Origin of the sequence: Psychromonas sp. KJ10-10 (genome assembly GCF_047323245.1) — a bacterium.
Lineage (GTDB): Bacteria > Pseudomonadota > Gammaproteobacteria > Enterobacterales > Psychromonadaceae > Psychromonas.
Genome location: NZ_CP178826.1, coordinates 1,934,640 through 1,959,143, shown reverse-complemented (window position 1 = coordinate 1,959,143; position 24,504 = coordinate 1,934,640). Strand labels below are relative to the sequence as shown.

The 24,504-nt window shown below is 37.5% G+C and carries 18 protein-coding genes and 5 pseudogenes; 4 read left to right on the top strand and 19 right to left on the bottom strand.

The window, feature by feature from the left end; translation table 11 throughout:
* Position 1: 1 nt before the first annotated feature.
* From rng to gyrA, 11 genes and pseudogenes are all read right to left on the bottom strand, one after another.
* Positions 2–1,475 (bottom strand): annotated as a pseudogene (gene rng / locus ACLKMH_RS11235) (ribonuclease G).
* Positions 1,465–2,064: a Maf family protein gene (locus ACLKMH_RS11230; protein WP_413702032.1), complete on the bottom strand. Its 600-nt coding sequence runs from the start codon at positions 2,062–2,064 to the stop codon at positions 1,465–1,467. Before ACLKMH_RS11230 ends, rng begins: the two are co-directional and overlap by 11 nt.
* Position 2,065: 1 nt before the next feature.
* Positions 2,066–2,548 (bottom strand): rod shape-determining protein MreD, encoded by a 483-nt coding sequence (gene mreD / locus ACLKMH_RS11225; protein ID WP_413702031.1) that lies wholly within the window; start codon positions 2,546–2,548, stop codon positions 2,066–2,068.
* A complete protein-coding gene (gene mreC, locus ACLKMH_RS11220; RefSeq protein WP_413702030.1) occupies positions 2,532–3,410 on the bottom strand; it encodes a rod shape-determining protein MreC in 879 nt (292 codons plus the stop codon). Before mreC ends, mreD begins: the two co-directional genes overlap by 17 nt.
* Positions 3,411–3,435: 25 nt before the next feature.
* Positions 3,436–4,480: pseudogene (locus tag ACLKMH_RS11215) on the bottom strand (rod shape-determining protein).
* 259 nt (positions 4,481–4,739) lie between these two features.
* Complete coding sequence (locus ACLKMH_RS11210) at positions 4,740–5,435, bottom strand: aspartate/glutamate racemase family protein (RefSeq protein WP_413702029.1); 696 nt, start codon at positions 5,433–5,435, stop codon at positions 4,740–4,742.
* Complete coding sequence (locus ACLKMH_RS11205) at positions 5,368–5,640, bottom strand: DUF3012 domain-containing protein (protein WP_413702028.1); 273 nt, start codon at positions 5,638–5,640, stop codon at positions 5,368–5,370. Before ACLKMH_RS11205 ends, ACLKMH_RS11210 begins: the two co-directional genes overlap by 68 nt.
* Positions 5,641–5,837: 197 nt before the next feature.
* Positions 5,838–7,131, bottom strand: a pseudogene (gene aroA / locus ACLKMH_RS11200) (3-phosphoshikimate 1-carboxyvinyltransferase).
* A gap of 4 nt (positions 7,132–7,135) precedes the next feature.
* A pseudogene (hisC, locus tag ACLKMH_RS11195) lies at positions 7,136–8,260 on the bottom strand (histidinol-phosphate transaminase).
* A gap of 171 nt (positions 8,261–8,431) precedes the next feature.
* A pseudogene (gene serC / locus ACLKMH_RS11190) lies at positions 8,432–9,521 on the bottom strand (3-phosphoserine/phosphohydroxythreonine transaminase).
* A gap of 65 nt (positions 9,522–9,586) precedes the next feature.
* The gene (gene gyrA, locus ACLKMH_RS11185; protein WP_413702027.1) at positions 9,587–12,319 is read right to left on the bottom strand and encodes a DNA topoisomerase (ATP-hydrolyzing) subunit A; all 2,733 of its coding nucleotides are present in this window, start codon (positions 12,317–12,319) and stop codon (positions 9,587–9,589) included.
* Positions 12,320–12,579: 260 nt separating this feature from the next.
* On the opposite strand from gyrA, the gene ubiG reads away from it, so the two are divergent.
* Both ubiG and ACLKMH_RS11175 read left to right on the top strand, forming a co-directional pair.
* Positions 12,580–13,320: a bifunctional 2-polyprenyl-6-hydroxyphenol methylase/3-demethylubiquinol 3-O-methyltransferase UbiG gene (ubiG, locus tag ACLKMH_RS11180; RefSeq protein ID WP_413702026.1), complete on the top strand. Its 741-nt coding sequence runs from the start codon at positions 12,580–12,582 to the stop codon at positions 13,318–13,320.
* A 311-nt stretch (positions 13,321–13,631) separates the two neighbouring features.
* Positions 13,632–14,036: a hypothetical protein gene (locus ACLKMH_RS11175; RefSeq protein WP_413702025.1), complete on the top strand. Its 405-nt coding sequence runs from the start codon at positions 13,632–13,634 to the stop codon at positions 14,034–14,036.
* 162 nt (positions 14,037–14,198) lie between these two features.
* Here ACLKMH_RS11175 and ACLKMH_RS11170 read toward each other — a convergent pair whose 3' ends face one another.
* The 7 genes from ACLKMH_RS11170 to ACLKMH_RS11140 form a co-directional block, all read right to left on the bottom strand.
* Complete coding sequence (locus tag ACLKMH_RS11170; RefSeq protein ID WP_413702024.1) at positions 14,199–14,903, bottom strand: GntR family transcriptional regulator; 705 nt, start codon at positions 14,901–14,903, stop codon at positions 14,199–14,201.
* Positions 14,904–15,132: 229 nt separating this feature from the next.
* Complete coding sequence (locus ACLKMH_RS11165) at positions 15,133–15,876, bottom strand: amidohydrolase family protein (protein ID WP_413702023.1); 744 nt, start codon at positions 15,874–15,876, stop codon at positions 15,133–15,135.
* The gene (locus ACLKMH_RS11160) at positions 15,864–16,376 is read right to left on the bottom strand and encodes a hypothetical protein (RefSeq protein ID WP_413702022.1); all 513 of its coding nucleotides are present in this window, start codon (positions 16,374–16,376) and stop codon (positions 15,864–15,866) included. The genes ACLKMH_RS11165 and ACLKMH_RS11160 overlap by 13 nt, the downstream gene beginning before the upstream one ends.
* Positions 16,373–17,020: an ABC transporter ATP-binding protein gene (locus ACLKMH_RS11155; protein WP_413702318.1), complete on the bottom strand. Its 648-nt coding sequence runs from the start codon at positions 17,018–17,020 to the stop codon at positions 16,373–16,375. Before ACLKMH_RS11155 ends, ACLKMH_RS11160 begins: the two co-directional genes overlap by 4 nt.
* 41 nt (positions 17,021–17,061) lie before the next feature.
* Complete coding sequence (locus ACLKMH_RS11150) at positions 17,062–18,858, bottom strand: ABC transporter permease subunit (RefSeq protein ID WP_413702021.1); 1,797 nt, start codon at positions 18,856–18,858, stop codon at positions 17,062–17,064.
* Positions 18,855–19,724, bottom strand: a complete 870-nt coding sequence (locus ACLKMH_RS11145; protein WP_413702020.1) for a branched-chain amino acid ABC transporter permease — start codon at positions 19,722–19,724, stop codon at positions 18,855–18,857. Before ACLKMH_RS11145 ends, ACLKMH_RS11150 begins: the two co-directional genes overlap by 4 nt.
* A 46-nt stretch (positions 19,725–19,770) precedes the next feature.
* Positions 19,771–20,943 carry an ABC transporter substrate-binding protein gene (locus ACLKMH_RS11140; RefSeq protein ID WP_413702019.1) on the bottom strand — a complete coding sequence of 391 codons (1,173 nt, stop codon included), beginning with the start codon at positions 20,941–20,943 and terminating at the stop codon, positions 19,771–19,773.
* A gap of 588 nt (positions 20,944–21,531) precedes the next feature.
* Between ACLKMH_RS11140 and ACLKMH_RS11135 the strand changes: the two genes are divergently transcribed.
* Both ACLKMH_RS11135 and ACLKMH_RS11130 read left to right on the top strand, forming a co-directional pair.
* Positions 21,532–22,197 (top strand): SDR family oxidoreductase, encoded by a 666-nt coding sequence (locus tag ACLKMH_RS11135; RefSeq protein WP_413702317.1) that lies wholly within the window; start codon positions 21,532–21,534, stop codon positions 22,195–22,197.
* Between the two features lie 139 nt (positions 22,198–22,336).
* Positions 22,337–23,200: an isopenicillin N synthase family dioxygenase gene (locus ACLKMH_RS11130; protein ID WP_413702018.1), complete on the top strand. Its 864-nt coding sequence runs from the start codon at positions 22,337–22,339 to the stop codon at positions 23,198–23,200.
* A 279-nt stretch (positions 23,201–23,479) separates the two neighbouring features.
* On the opposite strand, the gene ACLKMH_RS11125 is transcribed toward ACLKMH_RS11130, so the two are convergent.
* Positions 23,480–24,229, bottom strand: coding sequence for a substrate-binding periplasmic protein (locus ACLKMH_RS11125; RefSeq protein WP_413702017.1), 750 nt, complete (start codon positions 24,227–24,229; stop codon positions 23,480–23,482).
* Positions 24,230–24,504 lie beyond the last annotated feature (275 nt).

The following is a 24,504-nucleotide window of genomic DNA, read 5'->3' as shown; positions in this document are numbered from 1 at the left end:
ATTACATCATGACCACATCAAATTGCTCGGGCCCATACAAAGGCTCAGCATTAATCTTCACTTGTTTCGACATAAACACAATCAATTCGCCAAGACTGTGTGATTCATCACCTTGAAGCGCTTCTGCAACAGCAGGTGAGGCATATACAACAAAATGATCAGCATCATAAGCTCGATTAACACGTAACACTTCACGCAACACTTCGTAACACACTGTCTCCACTGTTTTCACATAACCGCGACCATTACACTGAGAACATTCGCCACAGAAAATATGCTCAAGGCTTTCCTGGGTGCGCTTACGTGTCATCTCAATCAAGCCAAGTGGAGAGAAATCATTAATATGCGTTTTCACTCTATCCTTTGCAAGTGCTTGCTCTAAACTTGTGAAAACACGTCGTTTATGTTCGCTCGATTTCATATCAATGAAATCAAGAATAATAATACCACCTAAATTACGCAAGCGTAATTGTCGAGCAATCGCTTGAGTCGCCTCTAAATTGGTATTAAAAATGGTTTCCTCTAGATTGCGATGTCCAACAAATCCACCGGTATTAATATCAACCGTCGTCATGGCTTCAGTTTGATCGATAATTAAATAGCCACCAGATTTTAACTCTACTTTTCTTTCAAGGGCACGCTGTACTTCATTTTCAACATCAAACAAATCAAAAATTGGGCTATCACCACTGTAGTATTCAATATTCTGTTCAAGTTCAGGCACAAATTCGTGGGTAAATTCTTTAATTTCAGAAAAAGTTAGCTTAGAGTCTATGCGTACTCTATCTATTTTGGTGCCAACAAAATCACGTAAAATACGAAATGGAAGCACTAGATCATGATATAAAAGTCTATTCTTAGATTTATAGCGTGCTCGACGTTTCAGCACCTTAGCCCAAACTCTTTGTAAAAAGGCGGCATCATTCTGTAATTCTTCTTCGCTGGCACCTTCCAGCTGCTGTACGAATGATAAAACCACCTAAATCATTAATGCATTTTTCTGTGGCATTTTTAAGACGATTACGTTCTGCTTCACTTTCAATTCGTTGTGATACACCAACATGTTTATTACCTGGCATAAAAACCAAATAACGCGAAGGCACGGTAATATCAGTGGTTAAACGAGCGCCCTTCTTCCCTAATGGATCCTTCACGGCCTGCACAATAATATCCTGACCTTGACGAACTAAGGTTGATATATCAGGAACTTGAGCAGGATCTTTTTCCATAGACTGTGCTGATTCGTTGCGCGGTGCAATATCCGAAGCATGTAAAAAAGCGACCTTATCTAAACCAATGTCCACAAAAGCGACTTGCATCCCCGGTAAAACACGACACACTTTGCCCTTGTACACATTACCAACAATACCCTTTGTCGCTAAACGCTCAATATGTAATTCTTGTAATACTCCACCTTCAATTAACGCAACACGCGATTCAGTGGGGGTGATGTTCATCAGTAATTCAACCGACATAAGAAGATCCCTGTATAAAGTCTTTAATTAATGTATCTGTTTCGTATAGAGGAAGGCCCACAACTGCGCTATAACTGCCATTTATATGGGTAACAAACTTTCCTCCAATGCCTTGAATACCATAACCACCGGCTTTATCTAAAGGCTCATCCGTGTGCCAGTAATCACTTATTTCTTGTTCTGTTAATATTTTAAAAGTGACATCTGTTTTTACTAAAATGTGTTTTTGTTGATGATGGTTAATTAATGCCACTGCAGTGAAAACTTGATGTGTTTTGCCAGATAACAACAATAACATTTCCCGCGCGTGTGCTTGATCACTGGGTTTTTCTAGAATGTCATTGTCAAAAACTACAATGGTATCAGCACCTAACACGGGCCTATCTTTTGGACTATTAGCAAATCCAGCCTGCGCCTTTTGTTGCGCTAATCGGCATACATATTGTTCTGCAGACTCACCCTGTTGGTGACACTCTTCAATACTTGCTTCTACACGTGTAAAAGAAACCCCAATTTGAGTCAAAAGTTCAGCACGACGTGGTGAGTTTGAAGCCAGGTAAATAGCTGGGTTAAACATATTTAACGCCATACTATGCAACCTTGAAACGTTGGCGTATATAACGCATAAAAAGAAAGAACCATGGCCAAATCAGCATAGATGTTACAATAGACCAAAAATAATGTTTATGTAAAACAATCTCTTGTAAACTAGACGCAAGCCAATATAAAGCTAGCTTAGTGACTAAAATAAAAACGCCAACTAAAAGCGTCGTTTGTACGATGGTAAAATAGCGAATACGTTGGTAACCAATGCTCACAAAGTAAGCTAACAAGGCAAATAATAACGCATGCATGCCCATTGTCGAACCTAATAAAATGTCTAATATCAATCCTAGAAAAAAGCCATGAACCACACTAATGCGATGTGGCAAAGCTAATACCCAATAAAAGATAATTAATACCATCCAATCAGGTCTAAAGGCATTTAAAACAATAGGTAAAGGATAAATCGCACCAATTAAGCCAACAAAAAAAGTAAAGTAGATGACACGATAACTATTCAGCAGTGACATTCTCGCTCTCCAAATCAAGCGATAGTTCAGAGTCTGTAAATTGGTGATCATTCCACAACAATAATAAATATCGACTTCTATCGAGTAACGCAACAGGCGTCGCAGTTACCTCTGCATAGAGCGAGCCCTCTTGATAATTAAAATGAGTAATAGTTGCTACGGGGTAACCGGCAGGAAAACGACCACCTAAACCAGAAGTAACTAATAGGTCACCTTCTTTTAAATCGGCATTACTTTGTATAAAGGGCACATTAAGCATATTCCAGGCACCACTTCCGTGAACAATAGCGACAATATCATTGCGTTGAACACGAACAGGAATACCGTGACTAGCATCAACGATCAACAATACTCGACTAGTTGTACTGCCAACCTGAGAAACCTGCCCAACTACTCCCTGTTCATTAATAACAGGCTGACCAAGATAAACACCATTCGTCGCCCCTTTATTAATCAATAACTGATGAGTAAAAGGGTCAGAACGTAAACTCATCACTTCTGTGATCATACGTTTATAACTAAAATTTCGTTGGGAGTTAAGTAATTCGCGAAGTTCTTTATTCTCGTGTTGCAGTTCAGCCAATAGCAACCGATCTGCTTTTAAGAACAGATTGTCCTTTTCAAGTTGTTGATTACGATCTTTGAGTGCTTCTCGGGTTAATAAATTATCAGTAATAGCTTGGGATAATTTTTGGGGAGCATCAGCAACATATTGAATGGGGCTAACAAGAGAGTTTAAATAGAGTCGCGATGAGGCAAAGAGATTTAATTGGCTATCCGCTAAAAACAAAATAACCGAAAAGGCTACCACAATGGATAGCCTTAATAAAAATGAAGGACCGCGAAGGAAAATAGGTTTCATTAGTATGATTCAATAATAAAATAACTTAATCTGCGCTAAACAGATCACCACCATGGGTATCTATCATTTCTAATGCCATACCGCCTCCTCGTGCAACACAAGTTAGAGGGTCATCGGCAACGATCACAGGAATACCAGACTCTTCAGAAAGTAATCTATCAAGCTCACATAATAATGCGCCACCACCTGTTAATACCATGCCCTGCTCTGCGATATCAGCGACTAATTCTGGTGGCGTTTTTTCAAGTGCAAGCATTACTGCAGAAACGATACCACTTAATGGTTCCTGTAATGCTTCTAAAATCTCATTACTGTTTAAGGTAAAGCTACGAGGCACACCTTCAGCAACATTAACACCACGTACTTCAATTTCTTTTACTTCATTAATAGGGTAAGCAATAGCAATGCTTTTCTTAATACGTTCTGCCGTCATTTCACCAATTGTGCAACCATAATTACGACGCACATAGTTGATAATCGCTTCATCGAACTTATCACCACCAATACGTACTGAAGCAGAATAAACCACACCGTTTAATGAGATAACAGCAACTTCTGTTGTACCACCACCGATATCAACAACCATTGAACCTTTTGCCTCAGAAACAGGCATGCCAGCACCAATCGCGGCGGCCATTGGCTCATCGATTAGAAATACATCACGAGCTCCAGCGCCTTGAGCTGATTCTCGAATTGCACGGCGTTCAACTTGAGTCGAACCGCATGGAACACACACTAAAACGCGTGGACTTGGACGTAAAATACTGTTGTTATGGACTTGTTTAATAAAATACTGAAGCATTTTTTCTGTGATATGAAAATCTGCAATAACACCATCTTTCATTGGACGGATAGCTTGAATATTACCTGGTGTTTTACCTAACATTTGTTTTTGTCGCGTAACCAACAGCCGCGACACTTTTACCTGCCCCATTTTTATCTAAACGAATAGCAACAACTGAAGGTTCGTCTAATACGATACCTTGGCCTTTGACGTAAATAAGGGTGTTTGCTGTTCCTAAATCGATCGACAGATCGTTAGAGAACATTCCTCGAAGTATTTTAAACATGAATTCTATCCAACAGGGCTAAAAAAGTAATATAAGTGATGCACTATACTAACCCTCTTAAATTTCATCAAGAAAAGAAAGCAAATAGCGTCGGTTATAGGCGCTTTTATCACTAATAATAGAATTATTTGATGATAAACTATGCATTATCTTTTACATCAAGTAAAAAAGAGAAATTAAGGGATTTTTTAATTTAAAAATAACCTAAAGATTAAATATTAATGCCAGCCCAAATATTAGCTCAGTTAAAGGTTAAAATTTATTCTAACAAGGCATATTGCACTGCTTTTTGTGCATGGATATAGGTTGTATCTAATAATAAAATATCCGTATCTGTTTGTTTAACAAGCATACCAATTTCTGTACAACCTAAAATAACAGCTTCAGCACCTTGCTCAGCTAAGGATGAAATAATATTCAGGTAAGCCAATTTAGAATCGCTGTTAATTTTTCCTAAACACAGTTCATCATAAATAATTCGATGAACAACTTCTCTTTCTTTCTCACTGGGAACAATCACATCTAAAGCATAGTTGTCTATGAGTCTTTGTTTATAAAAGTCTTGCTCCATGGTAAAACGCGTACCTAATAAACCAACTCGTTTAATGCCATTTTTTACAAGCTCTTCGGCGGTTGCATCTGCAATGTGTAACAAAGGTATATCAATAGAAGCTTCAATTTGAGGCGCAACCTTATGCATGGTGTTAGTACAAATAAGCAAAAAATCAGCACCTGCCATTTGGACTTTTTGTGCCGCATCAACCAGTATTTCTGCTGTCCCTTGCCAATCACCTTGATGTTGTAATTTTTCAATTTCATCAAAATCAACACTAAACATTGCAATTTTTGCAGAATGTAAACCACCTATGGATGCTTTAACACCTTCGTTAATGGCTTTGTAATAACCCAGAGAACTCTCCCAACTCATACCACCTAAAAGGCCAATTGTTTTCATCCTTACTCCTTTGATTTTTTTGGTGAATTAAGTAAATCGTTTTAATTTTAAAAATACAATGTTTTGCAAAATCTTTAGCTTGTGTTGCAGTCCAATCACCTTTAGGTTTTTCTTTTAACTCTGCACACCATTCTTCACTGCCAATTTCAGCAGAACAAGTCGCCAGTAGAAATGTCGCTAAGAAGAGACTCATTATTTTTTTCATAAATACTCCATCTACATTGATAATTAATAAATTAAGGGTAAAAAAATATAACATATTTTTGATTCTGAGATTACAAATGCATGGCTTTATTTTAAACAAAAAGATGGACATTTAATCTAATGCAGAAAGAAAAAATCCGAAGCAGAAACTTCGGATTTTAAAAATATTACTTTAGCTAATAGTTTGCTTAAAAATAATTATTCACTTACTGAAGCAAGTTTTTCAAAATAATCAGGGAATGTTTTTGAAGTACATTTAGGATCATTAATAGTCACCGAAGTACCACTTAATGCAACCAATGAAAAACACATCGCAATTCGATGATCATCATAGGTATCTATTTCTGCATGCAATATTTTATCAGGAGCTGTGACTTCAAGAAAGTCATGCCCTTCTACCACAAAAGCACCTACTTTTCGTAATTCCGTTGCCATTGCAAACAAACGATCCGTTTCTTTTACTCGCCAGTTATAAACATTGGTAATTTTAGTGACACCCGTTGCGAATAATGCGACAACAGCAATGGTCATAAGCTGCATCAGGAATATGATTAAAGTCCATGTCGATTGCTTTTAATTCACCTTTACTGGCCTTAATATAATCATCGCCCCATTCAATATTTGCCCCCATCGCCTCAAGCGCATCGGCAAATTGAATATCACCTTGAACTGATTTTCGACCGATCCCTGTTACTTTAATGGTACCACCACCGATTGCAGTACAGACTAAAAAGTATGACGCAGATGAAGCATCTCCTTCCACTAAATAAGTGCTCGGCGCAGTATAAACTTGCCCACCTTTAATGGTAAATTTTTGGTATTCACCATTTTCATTATCAACTTCGATGCCAAAATCAGACATGATTTGTAAAGTAATTTTGATATAAGGTTTTGATACTAACTCACCAACAATCTCAATTGTTGTATCTTCACTTGCCATCGGCGCCGACATTAAAAATGCGGTTAAAAATTGGCTGGAAACACTACCATCTATTTTGATATTACCGCCTTTAAGGCCAGTACCAGTGATTTTAAGTGGTGGATAATTTTCATTTTCAAGGTAACTAATATTAGCACCCGCTTGCTCAAGCGCATCAACCAATGAGCCAATAGGACGCTCAAACATGCGCGCTTCACCGGTTAAGACATATTCGCCTTGGCCTAAACAAAGTGCCGCACATAATGGGCGCATCGCGGTGCCGGCATTGCCTAAAAACAGCTCTAAAGATCCTAGTTCTGCAGTGTTGAATGCACGCCCTAAACCTTCTACAACACAGGTCTTTTTATCATCTGATAATTGATAATTCACACCTAGTTTTGTTAGCGCATTTAACATATGACGAATATCATCACTGTCTAACAAATTTGTTAATGTGGTGGTGCCTTTGGCTAGCGCGACTAACAACAATGCACGATTTGAAAGACTTTTCGAACCTGGTAAATTAATTTCACCATCCACTTTTTTAATCGGATTTAATAATAATTGTTCCATTTTCTTAACTCTCCAAATTTAATACTTTACTTAGTGCTTCAACAAAACGCTTATTTTCACTCATTGTCCCAATGCTAACACGTAAGTGATTTGGCAAACCATACCCTGTAATAGGACGCACAATTACACCTTCATGTAATAAAGCCTGATAAACCTCATCTCCCGATTTTAGATCCTCAGACTGAGCAACATTAACAGTGATAAAGTTACCCATAGATGGAATAAACTCAAGATTTTTTAGTAAAGAAAGTCGCTAAATAAGCCATACCTTCATTATTTAAAGCCACACTTTTTTCAAGATATTCAGTATCCTGTAAAATTGTTTCAGCGACTTTTAATGCCAAAGCATTACAGTTAAATGGCTGACGAACACGATTAAGAATATCTGCTATCTCAGGATGAGAAATAGAATAACCTACGCGTAACCCAGCTAATCCATAACCTTTAGAGAAAGTACGTGACACAATTAAGTTTGGAAAGTCTTTGATCCAAGCAATAGCATTACCACGACGAGAAGCACTCGCATATTCAAAATAAGCTTCATCAAGTACCACTAAAACCTCTTCTGGTACTTTTTTAAGAAATGCTTTTAGTTCATCCTGCTCTAGAAATGTACCGGTAGGATTATTTGGATTGGCAATAAAAATTAACTTTGTATTTACCGTTATCGCATCGGCCATTGTATCTAAATCATGACCGTAATTTTTAGCAGGCACAACCACTGCTTTAGCACCAATCGCTTGTGTCACAATCGGATAAACCACAAAAGCATCTGTCGCGCAAACATTACTTCATGTTCACTTGTAACAAAAGCTCGCGCCACCAGTTCAAGAATATCGTTAGAACCATTACCCAAAGTAATTTGATTAAGGTTTACATGGTATTTATCTGCTAGGGCTTTTTTTAAATAATATCCATTTGCGTCAGGGTAACGTGTTAATTCCGCCAATTCTTTTTGCAAAACGGCTTTCACAGAATCACTTAAACCAAGTGGGTTTTCATTTGAGGCTAATTTAACAATATTGCTAATACCAAGCTCACGCTCCAACTCATCGGTTGGTTTACCCGCTTGATAAGGGTGCAACTTCTGGACACCTGTATTTGCTAAACTTAAAAAATCACAACTCATTATAACGTCCTTCAACTCAAAGCTTCGAGCTGACAGCTATCAGCTCGAAACGATTAGCTATTAATATTCATGAATAACTCAAAGCTATTTAGTTTGTAACAAGGAAAAAGCGCGCAGTTTATAAGTATAAATGAGCACTTTTGACGCGGTTACAGACTAAAGAGCGAAGAGTTAAGCGTATTTCTTTTCGAATGTCGCCATAAACTCTACTAACGCTTGCACGCCTTCTATTGGCATAGCGTTATATAAACTCGCACGCATTCCGCCTACTAATTTATGTCCTTTAAGCGTTAATAATCCAGCTTCTTTAGATTCCGCTAAGAATGTTTCATTTAGCGAATCATTTGCTAAAGTAAAAGGAATATTCATTCGGCTACGCGCACTTTCGTGAATGTTATTGCTATAAAAGGTTGAGTTATCAATAAAGTTATAAAGTAATGTCGCTTTAGCAATATTATTTTTTTCTACTTCAACAAGCCCACCCTGCTCTTTTAGCCATTTAAAAACTAAACCTGCTAAATACCAAGCATAAGTAGGAGGCGTATTAAACATAGAGTCTGCTTTTGCTTGCACTTCATAATCAAAAATTGAAGGAATTGCTTTACGCGCGTGACCAATTAAATCATCACGAACCAATAACAATTGATAGACCTGAAGGTCCGATATTTTTTTGAGCACCAGCGTAAATAATACCAAATTTAGAGACATCAACAGGACGTGATAAAATAGTTGAACTCATATCCGCCACTAACGGCACAACACCGGTCTCAGGCACATCAAAAATTTCAATGCCTTCAATGGTTTCATTCGGACAATAATGAACGTAAGCGACACCTGCGTTAATTGGCCAGTCACTACAATCCTTTACCATCGTTTTACCGTCAGCACTTGTTGTCATAATATTAGTTTCACTAATACGTGCATGTTTTTTGGCTTCGACGACAGCAGATTTAGACCATTGGCCTGTTAACAGATAATCGGCTTCTAATTTGTCACCTAATAAATTAAGCGGTACTGAAGCGAACTGACCACGTCCACCACCATGACAAAAAAGCACTTTATAATTATCTGGAATGTCCATCAAATCACGTAAATCTTGTTCTGCAGTGGCGACCATTTCAATATATTCAGGGCTACGGTGGCTAACTTCCATGACAGAAACGCCCATTCCTTGCCAATTACAAAACTCACTTTGTGCTTTTTCCATTACCGCAGTTGGTAACATTGCAGGGCCAGCACAAAAATTAAATATTTTATTCATTAAATGCTCTCTTTCTAAAACAAAATAAGCGACCATAAAGCCGCTTATTTTATGATTAATGGAGTTTACTCAGGTGTGTCAGATGATTCACTTTCATCACTGTCTGTGATCGTTTCTGCTGGCGTTTCTGATTCAACAACTTCAACGGAAGCTAGCACTTCCTCTTCACCTTCAGACTCAGGCAATTCCGGCTCTTTGATTTCTTCGATACGTTGAAGCGCAACAATTTTTTCATCATCACGGGTTTTAATCAAAGTAACGCCTTGAGTATTACGACCAACAACAGAGACGCCTGTTACAGGTGTACGAACCAATGTACCTTTATTAGAGATAAGCATGATTTCATCGTTTTCATCCACTTGCACAGCACCAACTACTTTACCGTTACGTGCACTCACTTTAATCGAGATAACACCCTGTGTTGCACGACTCTTAGAAGCGTAATCAGCAAGTGGCGTACGTTTACCATAGCCATTTTCTGTTGCTGTTAAAATATGGCCTGTTTCATTTGGAATAATCAAGGAAACGACTTTTTCGCCATCTTTGAGTTTAATACCACGAACACCTGTGGCAGTTCGTCCCATTGGGCGAACACCTTTGAACTTAATCTCTTGTTCACCATTCTCATCAAGCACTGGATTGCCATCTTCATCTACTGCTAAGGTTTCTTCTGCTTCTTTAAAGCGTACTACTTTACCTGCATCAGAGAAGAGCATGATTTCATTTTCACCGTTGGTAATTTGCACACCAATTAGCTCATTGTCATCATTTAAGTTAATCGCAATTAAACCACTGTTACGTGGGCGACTATAAGCACTTAATGCCGTTTTCTTAACCGTGCCGTTGGCAGTTGCCATGAATACAAATTTATCATCTTCATAATCACGTACAGGCAAGATAGCAGTAATACGTTCGCCTTCTTCAAGTGGCAAAATATTAACAATTGGACGGCCACGTGCTTGACGAGAAGCAAGTGGTAATTGGAATGTTTTCAACCAGTATAAGCGACCACGTGTAGAGAAGCAGAGGATAGTATCGTGAGTACTTGCAACAAGTAGTTTTTCAATGAAATCTTCATCTTTCATTGATGTTGCAGATTTACCTTTACCGCCACGACGCTGTGCTTCGTAATCCGTTAATGGTTGATATTTCACGTAACCTTCATGAGAAAGCGTCACAACAACATCTTCTTCGTTAATCAAATCTTCCATACAAAGATCTGCTTCACTTGCTGTGATTTCAGTGCGACGTTTGTCTGCAAAGTTAGCACGAATTTCTTCTAGCTCTTCTTTGATCACTTCCATCAAACGAGCAGGGCTTTCTAAAATGAATAATAACCCTGTAATAACATCAATCAGTTCTTGGTATTCGTTTAAGATCTTCTCGTGTTCAAGACCAGTTAACTTATGTAAACGCATATCTAGAATAGCTTGAGCTTGTACGTCAGTCATATAATAAAGACCATCGCGCATACCAAACTCAGCATCTAAGCCATCAGGACGGGCAACATCAACCCCAGCGGCTTCAAGCATCGAAGCAACCGTTCCTAATTCCCAACCTCTTGCCTGTAAACCCGCTTTCGCTTCTACTGAGGTTGGAGATTGACGAATCAATTCAATGATAGGCTCGATATTAGCGAGAGAAATCGCAAGACCTTCTAATAAATGCGCTCTGTCACGAGCTTTACGTAATTCGAAAACAGTACGACGAGTAACCACTTCACGACGGTGACGTACAAAGGCTTCTAACATTTCTTTTAGGTTAAATAATTTAGGTTGGCCATGATCTAGCGCTACCGCATTAATACCAAATGAAACCTGCATTTGTGTTTGTGCGTATAAATTGTTTAATACAACCTCACCCACTTCGCCACGTTTTATTTCCACAACCATACGCATACCGTCTTTATCAGACTCATCGCGTAGGGCACTAATGCCTTCGATTTTTTTCTCTTTTACAAATTCCGCTATTTTTTCAATTAAACGCGCTTTGTTTACTTGATAAGGCAGTTCATGAACAATAATGGTTTCACGACCGTTTTTTTCATTAACTTCAATTTCGGCTTTAGCTCGAATTTTAAGTTTACCTCGGCCAGTTTTATAAGCATCGATAATACCTTTACGGCCATTGATGATACCGCAGGTAGGGAAGTCAGGACCAGGGATGAACTCAATCAGTTGTTCAATACTAATATCTTTATTTTCAATTAACGCCAAACAGCCATCAATTACTTCGCCTAGGTTATGAGGCGGAATATTAGTTGCCATACCAACGGCAATACCTGAAGAACCATTTACTAATAAGTTTGGAATTTTAGTTGGCATTACTTCAGGAATTAACTCAGTACCATCATAGTTAGGTACGTAATCAACGGTTTCCTTATCAAGATCCGCTAATAATTCATGGGCAATTTTATCCATACGGATTTCGGTGTAACGCATCGCGACTGCGCTATCACCATCTACAGAACCAAAGTTACCTTGGCCATCAATCAGCATGTAACGCATTGAGAAGTCTTGCGCCATTCGAACAATGGTATCATAAACCGCTGTATCACCATGTGGGTGATATTTACCGATTACATCACCAACAACACGTGCTGATTTTTTGTAAGGCTTATTCCAATCATTACGTAATATATTCATAGCAAATAAAACGCGATGATGCACAGGCTTTAAACCATCGCGCACGTCGGGCAAGGCACGCCCAACAATCACACTCATTGCATATTCGAGATAAGAGTTTTTTAATTCGTCTTCAATATTAATTGGAGAAACGTCTGATGCAAATTCGCTCATAGGGATAGAAATCCTCAAATTTTTAGGGTCACATAGTCTAACATAAAAAAGTCCAGTTTCATGCCTGTTTTATTGATGAAATCACCTGAGAATCGCATTATGGCGCAAATAACAGCAATTATGACTTTAAAGTACATTTTTTACACAGACAAAAAAGACTCAAAACGTCTCTGAGAGGCTAATAAATTAATTTATAAACGTCAGGCTTGTCGTTATACTGGCTTATAATCGCTTTTATCATTTTTAATTGGTCACTATTTATGTCTGTTATTACATCCGAAGTCGAAACATCATCTTTTACCAATAACGTTGATCCTAAAGAAATCGAAAAATTTTCAGCAATGGCTGAACAATGGTGGGATTTAGAGGGAGACTTTAAGCCCTTGCATATGCTTAACCCTACCCGTCTTGAATATATTGAACAAGGTGTAAATGGGTTATTTGCTAAACAGGTAGTTGATGTTGGTTGTGGTGGCGGTATTTTAGCTGAAAGTATGGCGATTCAGGGCGCTGATGTCATTGGCATCGATATGGCACACGCATCATTACAAATTGCCCGATTACATGCGATGGAAACCAAGACACAAATAGAATATCAAAAAATAACAGCAGAAGAATTTGCTAGTCAACATAGTGAACAATTTGATGTCGTCACCTGTATGGAAATGTTAGAACATGTGCCTGATCCTGCTTCTATTATTAAAGCCTGTTGCGACATGGTCAAACCGGGTGGCGGCGTATACTTTTCAACAATCAATAAAACCTTTAAATCTTATTTGATGATGATTATCGGTGCAGAACATATTTTAAAATGGGTACCTAAAGGCACACATGAATATGAAAAGTTTATTCGTCCTTCAAGCTTAATCGCAGATATTGATAAAACTTCACTTAAGTGTGAAGATCTATGTGGCGTAGAATACAGCCCACTAACAAATGGGTTTAATATCACTAAAAATGTTGATGTGAATTATATGTTGAGATGTACTAAACGAGCATAAATCCGTTGCAGAAATAAAAACTAAATACGGTTAACTGAATAACTAATAGAAGTAAGCTTTTTAGTTAAGTTTATAAAAATATAGCTCCAATAAAGGAACTTAATTATTCCCGGCCATTAATATATCCTAAACAACCGCTTTAAGTTTCTAACCTCGCAAAGTTCACCACCACTATTGCTAGCAATATAATTGCAATTGCTAGCAATAGTGTTAAGGTTAGTGCTTGTAGATATAACTCATCTATTTATTTTTTATCTCGTAAAACATGTTTTACTCATCTAATAACTTAAATTAGTTTTAAAGGAATAAAAATGACTGAATTAGAGAGAGCAATTGAAATTGTAAGTAAGTTCCTTGAAGCATCAATGGAACCGAATCCCACATTAGCGACGACTTTTATGTCTAGCGATACAAAAATTACTTTTACAGGTCGAAGAGAAATGCCTGATGCAGAAACCATTACAGCATTTAATAAAAGTCGTTATAAATGGGTTAAAAAATCGATAAAGCAATACGATGCAATGGAAAAAGAAGATCATTGTGTAGTTTATTCAATCGGTTTTTTATATGGTCAATGGCCTGATGGCCGAGAATTTAATGGTAACCGATATACTGATCGTTTCGAAGTTCGTGAAGGCAAAATAACTAAGATGGATGTGCTCAATGATAGCGCAGAATGGATATTAACACCTGAAATAAATCGTACTGTAGAATAAAAACTGACATCTATAAGAAACTTGATATTTTTTCCTATATTAAAAAATTATTTATGCTTATATTGCTAAAATATAAGCATAAAAATACATCGGGCCACAAAATAGAACCTTAAGCTTATAGATGCAATAACTCAAAAAGTATGGCCCTCCAGCAATCTCAAATTATATTTCTTTTAATGCCATTACTAAATCAGTCACTTGCGCTTGATTATTATCGAGTATTAATTCTGACTCTAAATGCTGTAAATGCTGTAACATAACTTGAACTGCTAACTCTTGATTACCATCCACCAGCGCATCAATGATATCTTGATGCTCATTATGCTGGCATGAAGGAACATCATTACGTTGATATAAGGCAACAATAAGAGAGCTTCGTACCATTAAGTTTTCAAAGATTTCTTTTAAAACAGTATTACCACACATTTCAGCTAGCAAACGATGATACTGACTAAGGGTACTAACTATCACTTGCCTATCATTACCCTGAGTAGCATCTTCCTCATTTTTCATATGGGCCTCAATTTTGTCCCAATTTTGCTGTATTGTCTCTTTAGTGATGCTCTCAACAATGCCTCTTTCAACAATACGTCGAGTAGCAAATATTTCACGAGCTTCCTGTGAACTGGGTTGTGCAACAAAAGCACCTCTATTAGGTTCAATTTTAACAATATGTTGTAACGCTAAGCGTTGCAACGCAGACTGAACATGATTCCGATTAGCATTTAATGCATCAACAATCTGAGCTTCAACTAAACGTTGCCCTGGTTTTAGCTTATGCTGAGCAATTGCTCGAGATAGTGAACTAATAATTCTTTCTATTTCTTTCTGTTTGTTAGTTGATGCTTTTGTTACCACTTTTTTCATTTTACATTTATACCTTAAATACCTAGCTATATTGCTAGCTGAAAAATAATGATACTGCATTGTGCTTGGTGAAATCAAAAGTAATGTCTTTAAAATTGATATGAAGATGGAATAATTTGTTTTAAAACAAAAAAAGAAGCCAAATGTAAGCTGATATCAATAAATGACATCAGCTAATGGAAATTAAGAGGAAGAGTTTTATTTTTAAATAATAATATTCAAGGGTTAATTATGGTGGATACATTAATGCATCTGAGCGAGTAAAAGTCACCTTTCCATTTTTAATACCTAAACTCGGAGACTGAATAGTCGCTACAATTTCAGCTCGATTATCAACAGGGAAGAAAACAGCATCAGCTGGCATATTCACATTAAGCCCGTAATCTACAAGCCGCATTAATTTTGCTGAATCCGAAGAAACCCATTTTAAGCATTGCTCTAATTCTTTCTTAGTTGCTAACTGTGCAACATTAGCATATAAATTAGCTTGCCTAACTTGAGAGCAATCTCCATAGGGGGTAAAGGGATTTTCAATATTATTACTTGAGATCGAACAATTTACCCCAGCTTTGACAAGAGACATTAAGGGAGCAATACCACGAGGTATATTGTGATCAAACTCTCGTCCCATTAAAAATAAGTCAGTACTAGGTAATGCTGTTAAATGCACACCTGCTAACGCCATTTTTTCAGCAATAACCATCAGTTCATCCTGGGGCAATGTTGATAACTTAGTCACATGCCCTACCGTAACGCGTTGCTGATAGTTATATTTTTCTGTTATTTTGATAACATATGGAAGCAACATATTACGACTATCTAAATCAAAATCTAGATGAAAGTCTAAATTAACATCATATCTAGAAGCGAGTTCAAATAGTGTATCAATTTGTTTTTCAGGTAAAGAGTCTGTATAGGGACATCCTCCTAACAAATCTGCTCCTTGTTGCAAAGCTTCTTCTAATAATGCCAATGTTCCAGGGTTATTGTGCGACTCCTCTTGGGAAACACACAAAGCTCCAACGTAATTCCCCACGCATAATCTAACTTTAATTGTTTAATTGCATTAAAGCTAATTAAGCCAATAATAGGGTCAATTTCTACATGGGTACGCATATAGCTTGTACCTTGTTTAATTGCCTTTTCTATTACTTTCTTTCCTCGATTATATACATCTTCATAATTGAAGTTAGATTTAGCATTTGCAGTTTGCTCAATCGCTTCTGATAACGTGCCTTGATGTAATTCACATCGAGAAAAGATACATGCTTTATCTAGGTGTATATGTGTCTCCACCAAAGCAGGTAACATGAGTTGCCCTTTAGCATCAATGATTTTCACATCTTGTAGTTGCGAAGAAGTAAATGTACTTTGCTTAATAAATCTGACAAATTTTCCATCAGCTATTAAGACACAATTCAGCTCACTCTCGCCCTCTAATAGGCAATTAATAACGACAGTATCAATTATCATGCGCTAGCCCCCATATAAGCTTCTTCTAAATCGGGATCAGACAATAACTCCTGTGCGGTTCCCGATTTCACAATTTGACCTGTTTCTAATACATATGCTCTATCTGCAACTTGCAAAGCTAAATTAGCCATTTGGTCAACTAATAAAATCGTCACACCATCATCACGTAAACTCGCTAATGCATCATATAACTCACCAATCATCGCCGGTGACAGCCCTAAAGATGGCTCATCTAACAATAATATATTAGGTTTTGCCATTAAAGCTCGGCCAACAGCAACCATTTGTTGCTCACCACCAGAAAGAAGGCCTGCGGAGTTATCGATACGATCTTTTAATCGAGGAAAACGCTTCATTATTTCATTAAGTTCTTCTTCCTCATTCACATTATCCGTTCTTGAATATGCTCCTATTAATAAATTATCTTTAACAGAAAGCTCGCCAAATAACTGTCGCCCTTCAGGTACTAAAGCGAGCCCTTTCTTAGCAATTTCATTGGCACTTAATTCATGTATATATTGATCTTGTAAACCAATAGAACCTTCGATCGGACGCTTTAAACCCGCTAAAGCTTGTAAAATACTACTTTTACCTGCCCCATTAGCCCCTAAAATGGCAACCAATTCTCCTGGATTAACTTCAATACTAACGTCTTCAACTACTGGTCTTGCGCCATAGTCAATAGTTAAATCCTTAGTAAATAAAACAGCTTCTCTTTTTGCTTTCCAAGCTTCTTTGCGAGGGCTTGCTTGGTAACTTGTCCCCCTAAATAAGCGACTATTACTTTACTATCTTGTCTGATATCACTTGGCTCACCCATCGCAATTGGTTTACCTGCATCTAACACCAAAATTTTATCGCTAACGTCCATAACTAACTGCATATCATGCTCCACGAGAATGACTGCAATACCAAAATTTGCAATGGTTTTCAGCAAAGCAGATAGTTTATCAGTATCTTGTCTACTTAGGCCAGCGACAGGTTCATCTAACAATAAAACCCAAGGGCGAGTTGCTAATGCTCTTGCTATTTCTACAATACGGCGATCTACATGCGCTAAATTTTGAGTCGGAGTATGTATTCCTCCTTTAAAACCAACTAAGGACAGTAGATTCAAAGCAAGCTCTTTTTGCTCCGTTTTGTTAGAAATAAATGGATGCCCTAGTCGCCCCTGTTGCATCGCAGTTAATAGATTTTCCAATACAGACATATCATCAAATAACTGACTCGTTTGATAAGTTCTAGCAATGCCACATCTTGCTATTTGATAAGCGTTTTTTCCTGCTAATTGCTCATTTAATTCAATACTTCCTTGATTGGGTTTATAGAAACCACTGATCATATTTAATACTGTGGTTTTACCTGCCCCGTTGGGCCCAATAATACTGGTAACTTGCCCTAACTCTGCTTCAAAAGTAACATTTTGAGCGGCTTTAACACCACCAAACTGAATACCAATTTTATCCACTTTGAGTGAGGTTAAACCGTTTATTGCACGATCATAAAAATTATTAATAAACTCTTTATTTACCGATTTGGGTGGAAACTCCTTTTTATAACGAGTGAATTTTGCTTCTAGTTCACCTAATATTCCTCTAGGCGCTCCCCATAAAACGATTAATAATAATACAGCAAAGATCAACAGCCTATATTCTGCTAAAGGAGATAATACTTCTGGTAATAGAACAACAATTACAGCACCTAAAACAGGCCCCCATAAGGTACTAGCTCCACCAATAATGACCACTAAAACAAATAAAATAGACTGCGAAAAAGGGAATGTACTCGGGCTAATAAACAGCATAAGTGAAGGAATGATTGAACCAGCTAATCCGGCAAAAAACGCAGATAATGCAAACGCTAAAGTTTTTGTTTGAACAGGATTAAAGCCTAAAGATCGAGTCGCAATTGGGCTTGCTTTAACCGCTCGCATCGCTTTCCCCCATCCACTATTATATAAAAAAGCATACACTAACAGTGATAAACTTAATGCTATTGTTGATATTACGGCAAGCAACTGACTAGGATCCATATCTGCAAACATTGGCATCGGAATGCCCATTAGGCCATTACCACCACCGGTCAATGAACGCCACTCAATTAAGCCATGATGAACGACAAATGCAAAGGCAATCGTTATCATTGCTAAATATGGGCCACTTACTCTCATGGCAGGGATAGCGAGTAAGCCACCGATTAAACAGCAAATAAGCGCACTCATTAACATCGCTATCACGAAGGGAGCACCATTCATTAATAACAAAGCACTGAGATAAGCGCCAATAGCGTAAAAAGCAATATGCCCAAAACTGATTTGACCGCTCATTCCCATTAAAATATTAAGGCCAATGCCTACTAAAGCGGTTAATACACAAAGTGTAAAAACCAATAACGAATAACTATCTAATATAAAACATAAAGTGAAATTAATAAGTGTCAGCATACTTAATATTGCTAAAGATTTATTGTTAGCCATATTCATACTTTCACCTCCTGATTTTTACCAAATAACCCATTAGGCTTGACCGCGAGAGCCACAATGACTAATGAAAATGTAATTATTTGAGTGAAAGCAGAACCAAAATAAATAGTTACAATAGCTTCAATTAATCCAAAGATTAACCCCGCCATAAAGACGCCATATGCACTTGCAATTCCTCCTAAAATAGCAACAGCAAATGCCTTTAATCCAAACAAAGTTCCCATGTCAGAATGTACTGCAAATAACGGTGCGATTAAGATACCCGCGATGGCGACAAATACGGTCGAAATAGCAAAACTGATCGCTACCACTCGGCTTACATTTATGCCCATTAATTGCGCCGATTGTGGATTCTGAACACATGCTTGTAATACTTTACCTAAACGTGTGTATTTGCTGATTAGCACTAAAGTAACCGTAATTGCTAAGCCAACCAATGGAATAACAATCTGAACTGCAGAGATGCTACCACCAAACAGGTCTAAACTTTGATTGGCGAATTCACTGATAAATTGTCGGGGTTCTTTACCAAATGAAAACAGCGCTAAGTTATCTACAAGTATTCCTCCTGCCACAGTCGCCATTAACCAAGCTTCTGAATTTTTACTCGCAAAAGGACGAACTAAAAACCTTTCAATAAGAAGACCATAAAGAGCGCAAATAATGAGTGTGATGAAAAATGCGATCCAATATGGAAATCCCCAAGTAATACAAAAGGTATATGCTAAGACCGCACCGACCATCATGGCACTGCCTTGAGCAAAGTTAACGGTTTTACTAACGATGTAGGTAATATGAAAACCCAAAGCTAATAAGGCATACATACACCCTAAACCTAACCCTGTGATAATAGCGACTGATAACATAACTTCTCCTAAAGATATAAATAGCGTCCCTGCTGATTTATAAAATTTATTTTACTGGCACAATTTGGTTATCTACAAAATGTGTAAATAAGTAATCATTAGGGCCAATTGCATCATGCTGATCTTTGCTAAAAGGTTTGTTAAAGGTCTTAATTAAACCGTCGTATTGACCAATTTCATAATAACCATCACGGATAGCACTACCTTTCGTTGAACCCGCTTTTTCGATGGCTAATGCCGTTAGGTGCATTGCATCATAAGCATTAGCGATACCTACTGCTGGGGTCACATCTGCAACAGATTTGATTTCAGGGAATTTTGCTTGTAATTTTTTAAATATATCGCCCCCTTTACCTGTTTCAACATCAGTAAAAGTAAAGGTTTGGATGAAATGAACACGATCAGCAGTCGGGCCAGCTAATTCTCCAAAACGACCACCAGCCGGTCCCCAATGAGAAACAACAGGAACATCCCAGCCCATACGCTCAAGAGATTTAACAACTTGTGCTGAAGGCGCTACATTCGCAACCATTAATAATGTATCTGTCCCTGCTTCTTTTAAGCGAGTTAATTGTGGAATAACATCCAGATCACTATTTTCAATTCTTTCTATTCCGGTATATTCAATACCTCGCGCTTTAAGTGCCATAGCTATCCCTTTTTCATTGGATTCGCCCCAAGGGTTATTAATCAAAATCATGCCAGGTTTTTTCATCGCGTAATTATCAATACTGTATTCAACTAGCGCTTCATCAACAATTTCATCTACTGCAGAAACACGGAAAGCATAATTGTCTTTTGCACCATTCTTGGTTATTGGCGTACCTGCGACCCAAACACCCATAAATGGCATCTTTAATTGATTAATGACAGGAACAATAGCCAGTGATACAGGTGTATCTAAACCACCGAATAACACCGAAACCTTTTCTCTTTGTATTAACTCTCTTGAAGCTAACAACCCTTTTGATGGATTACTTTCATCATCACGACGAATCAACTCTAACGGACGCCCCAGTACTCCACCAGTTGCATTTATTTCGTCAATCGCGATAGTTAAACCTCGCGTAATTGCCTCCCCGGATTTGGCTGATTGCCCAGATAAAGCGACAACTAATCCCACTTTTATAGGTTCCGCGGCATGAGCAGTAATCGTACCCAGAGCAAATACACTATAAATACCGGTATAAAATCCTTTTTTAAACGTTTTTTTAATCATTGAAAAGCTCATAAGTTACCTCTTCCTTTTAATTAGCGATTGATGCAAACAGAGAACTGCTAGCTAAAACAAAATAATTGCTAGCAGTATTAGAGTTATAGCTAGCAATTTAAATGCCAACATCAAAAGCCTATATTTACTGGATTCAATAAAAAAATGCGCCATCACAGTGCATTTTTTAAAAATTTTGCACTCCCATGATTCATTTTTATTAATTTTAAAGCTCGTTTGAGCATCACCTTAAATATTTTAAACAGATCATTAACTTTTATTGATGACTTGATACTTTTCGTTAAGGAGAGTTGAGCATTAAGTTAGCCAATACTATTCATTAAATTCGTTACTAAATAATACGCATCGGCCAACAAATTATTTAGTTGACCTTATAAAATTTACCTCCCACATAAGAATAAAAACATAATTTCTATTTCAACTTGAGTTTATTAAAGATTATGGCTTAAAAATTGCTAGCAATTAATAAATTATTGCTAGCAATAATAAGTTACTTTATATTTATTAAGTTATTATTGGAGATATTTATGCTTACAAACCAACGGATATTAATTATTGGAGGGAGTTCTGGCATTGGTGAAGCAACCGCACTACGTCGTCGCTAATCATGGCGCTATAGTTAACATCGCATCGAGAACAACTGCACGCCTTGATTTAGCTTTAAAACGTCTGCCATCGGGTACTTTATCTCAAAATATAGATGTCAGGTCAGCTTCTGAAGTAGAAAATTTCTTTGATTCTCAACCTCCCTGGGATCATGTCATCTTAACAGGGTCCTCTACTCAGGTAGGTTCTGTAAAAAACCTTCCTCTTGATCAAGCGCATGATGGGATGCAAAGTAAATTTTGGGGCGCTTATTATGTAGGTCGCAATGCTAAAATTAATAAAGGAGGTTCGCTAACATTTGTGTCAGGAGTTTACGCACAAAGACCTAATATTAACGCTGTTTTACAAGGAGCGCTTAATGCGACTGTAGAAGGCCTTATGCGCGGGCTTGCACTTGAACTCGCACCACAAGGAATTCGTGTTAACGCGGTATCTCCGAGTACGACCCACACCCCACTATGGGATCGTCTTGGTGAAGAAGGACGAGAAATTAAATTTGCTTCCATGCGGGAGAAATTACCTACCGCGCAAATAGTGGCACCCGATGATATCGCCCACGCTATTTTATATCTTGCAACTAACCCCTCCGCTACAGGCTCAACTGTATTAGTGGATTGTGGCGATGCATTAGTCTAATTATTTACCTGAGGAGCATATTCATGAAATTATTAAATGTACCCGTTATTGATCTCGAACCTTTTCGTATTGGTAATGAACTCGATAAAAAAAGGTCGCAAAGGCAGTCGATCAAGCATGCCGAGACATAGGTTTTCTGGTGATTAAAGGCCATGGTATTAGTCCTGATCTGATTGCTAAAGCTCGTAAAGTCTCTCAAGAGTTTTTTGATCTTCCATTAATAGACAAACAAAAAGTAGCAAGGCCGTCCATGGATGTCGCTCGAGGTTACATTGGAGTAGATGAAGAGTCACTTGCTCGATCTCGAGATCCGAATGCGATTGGTAGCGACCTTAATGAAAGTTTTATGATTGGTCCTGTGGATACTCCACATCAAGACTACGCTTTTTCTCCAGCGACAGGTAAACATTTCACTGCTAATATTTGGCCTGAGAAACCTATTGAGCTCAAGGAAGTATGGTCTACTTATTATCGGGAAATGGGGGAACTGGCGGCTTTGCTAATGCGTATATTTGCATTAGCTTTAAAGTTACCAGAAGATTATTTTGATCAATTAATAAATCGTCATATCAGCCGACTTCGTGTTCGAAACTACCCGCAACAATTAGAAGCTCCCGTTGCCGGACAAATCCGTGCAGGTGCTCATTCAGACTATGGCAGTCTTACCATTCTTGCTACTGAGGATAAATTAGGAGGATTACAAGTATATAATGCTCAAGGAGAATGGGTTGATGTACCAATTGTTCCTGATTGTTTTATTATTAATATCGGTGATTTGTTGGCTAGATGGACAAATGATACTTGGGTTTCTACACTTCACCGTGTCATCAACCCGCCAAAAAACTCAGGCCCAGAAACGCGTCGGCAATCATTAGTGTTCTTTCATAACCCCAATTATGATGCAAAGATTAGTAATTTAATCCCTAATACCACTGCAAAATATCCAACTACAACATCAGGAGAGCATTTATTGTCTCTTTATATGGCAACTCAAAATAAATAATAATAGAAAACTTATACAATGATTACCCTTAGTTTGAAAAGGATAAATAATGCCTGAAAGATAGTCACTAGCTAAAGTACCATCCCATTTTTCGTTTGCTCGGTTAATGTCAGGATGAGTTTAACGAGTTAGCTCCGAGGTTGATAGTGCGGGACTAGCGCGCTGAATGCATTTCTATCTCTACGCAGAGTGATTTAGAATTTAGGCTACTTGCTTTCCTTTAACTAACGGCAAAGGAAACCCGCCCTACTGTATCGTTTAGTTTATCCAGAACTGAAGCTAATTATTTAAATAAAAGCTATAAATCTTTTGATACTGCCCTGTTTTCTTTATTTGCTCTAAACCAAAATTAAAATCATCTCGTATTTTTTCATCTCTAAAAATTGGACGATAATTATCAGTATTTAAATCTAAAAAGTTATGCTCATCCAATAATACATCTGGCTGTTTAGATTTATCCTGTAATTCTTTTAAAAAATATTTGAATATATATTTGTCACTTAACACCACATCATAACGCTCTAGCAGTAACAATCTTACCTGTGACATTTGATTGCTGACACCATAAAGACGTTTTTCATCTTTCACTTTTTTCATCCACTTAGGGTAGCGTTTTTCGGATTCTTGAAAGGAAACAACCCTTAAACCATCTAAATCCTTTGGCTCTCTAATGGTCATATTATTCTTGTGCAGGGTTATAAACACATTTTGATAAATAATGGCTGGATCCGCGTAAAAGCCACCGTAAAGTGATAGATCAACTCCCATATCTCCCATCACGGCATCAACGGTTTCATTCCTAAAAGCGAGAGGTATACGCCCTAGCGGAAAATAAACAGGCTTAATCACATGCCCTCGCACTGCTAAGGCGGCGTTTATCATGTCTATTTCAATACCCTTATCATATTCTTGAAAAATATAAGGTGGTATGTCTAAGCTAAAGGCCATTAAAATCTCCTTTGCTTTTGAAGTACTGGTTAGCAAACACAAGGTCAGTAATAGTCCAAAATGTTTAATCATTTTTTTCATATATCCAAGAGATTCCCATACCAACTCTTAATACAAATTAATTCATTAAATATAGAAAGCAAAAACAGTCTTCACAATATAAAAATGATTCTCAATAACATATCAATCAGAATAAAAAATTCATGTTTGCTACAAAATAGAATTAATACTCTTTTACAAGTAGAAAATAACGCTTTGAGGTTCTATGCTATCTATTGCAGTATACAAGGGCAGAAAAACATGTGTCTAAAATTACATTTAAAAAAAATCATTTAAATAGCTAACATATTATCAGG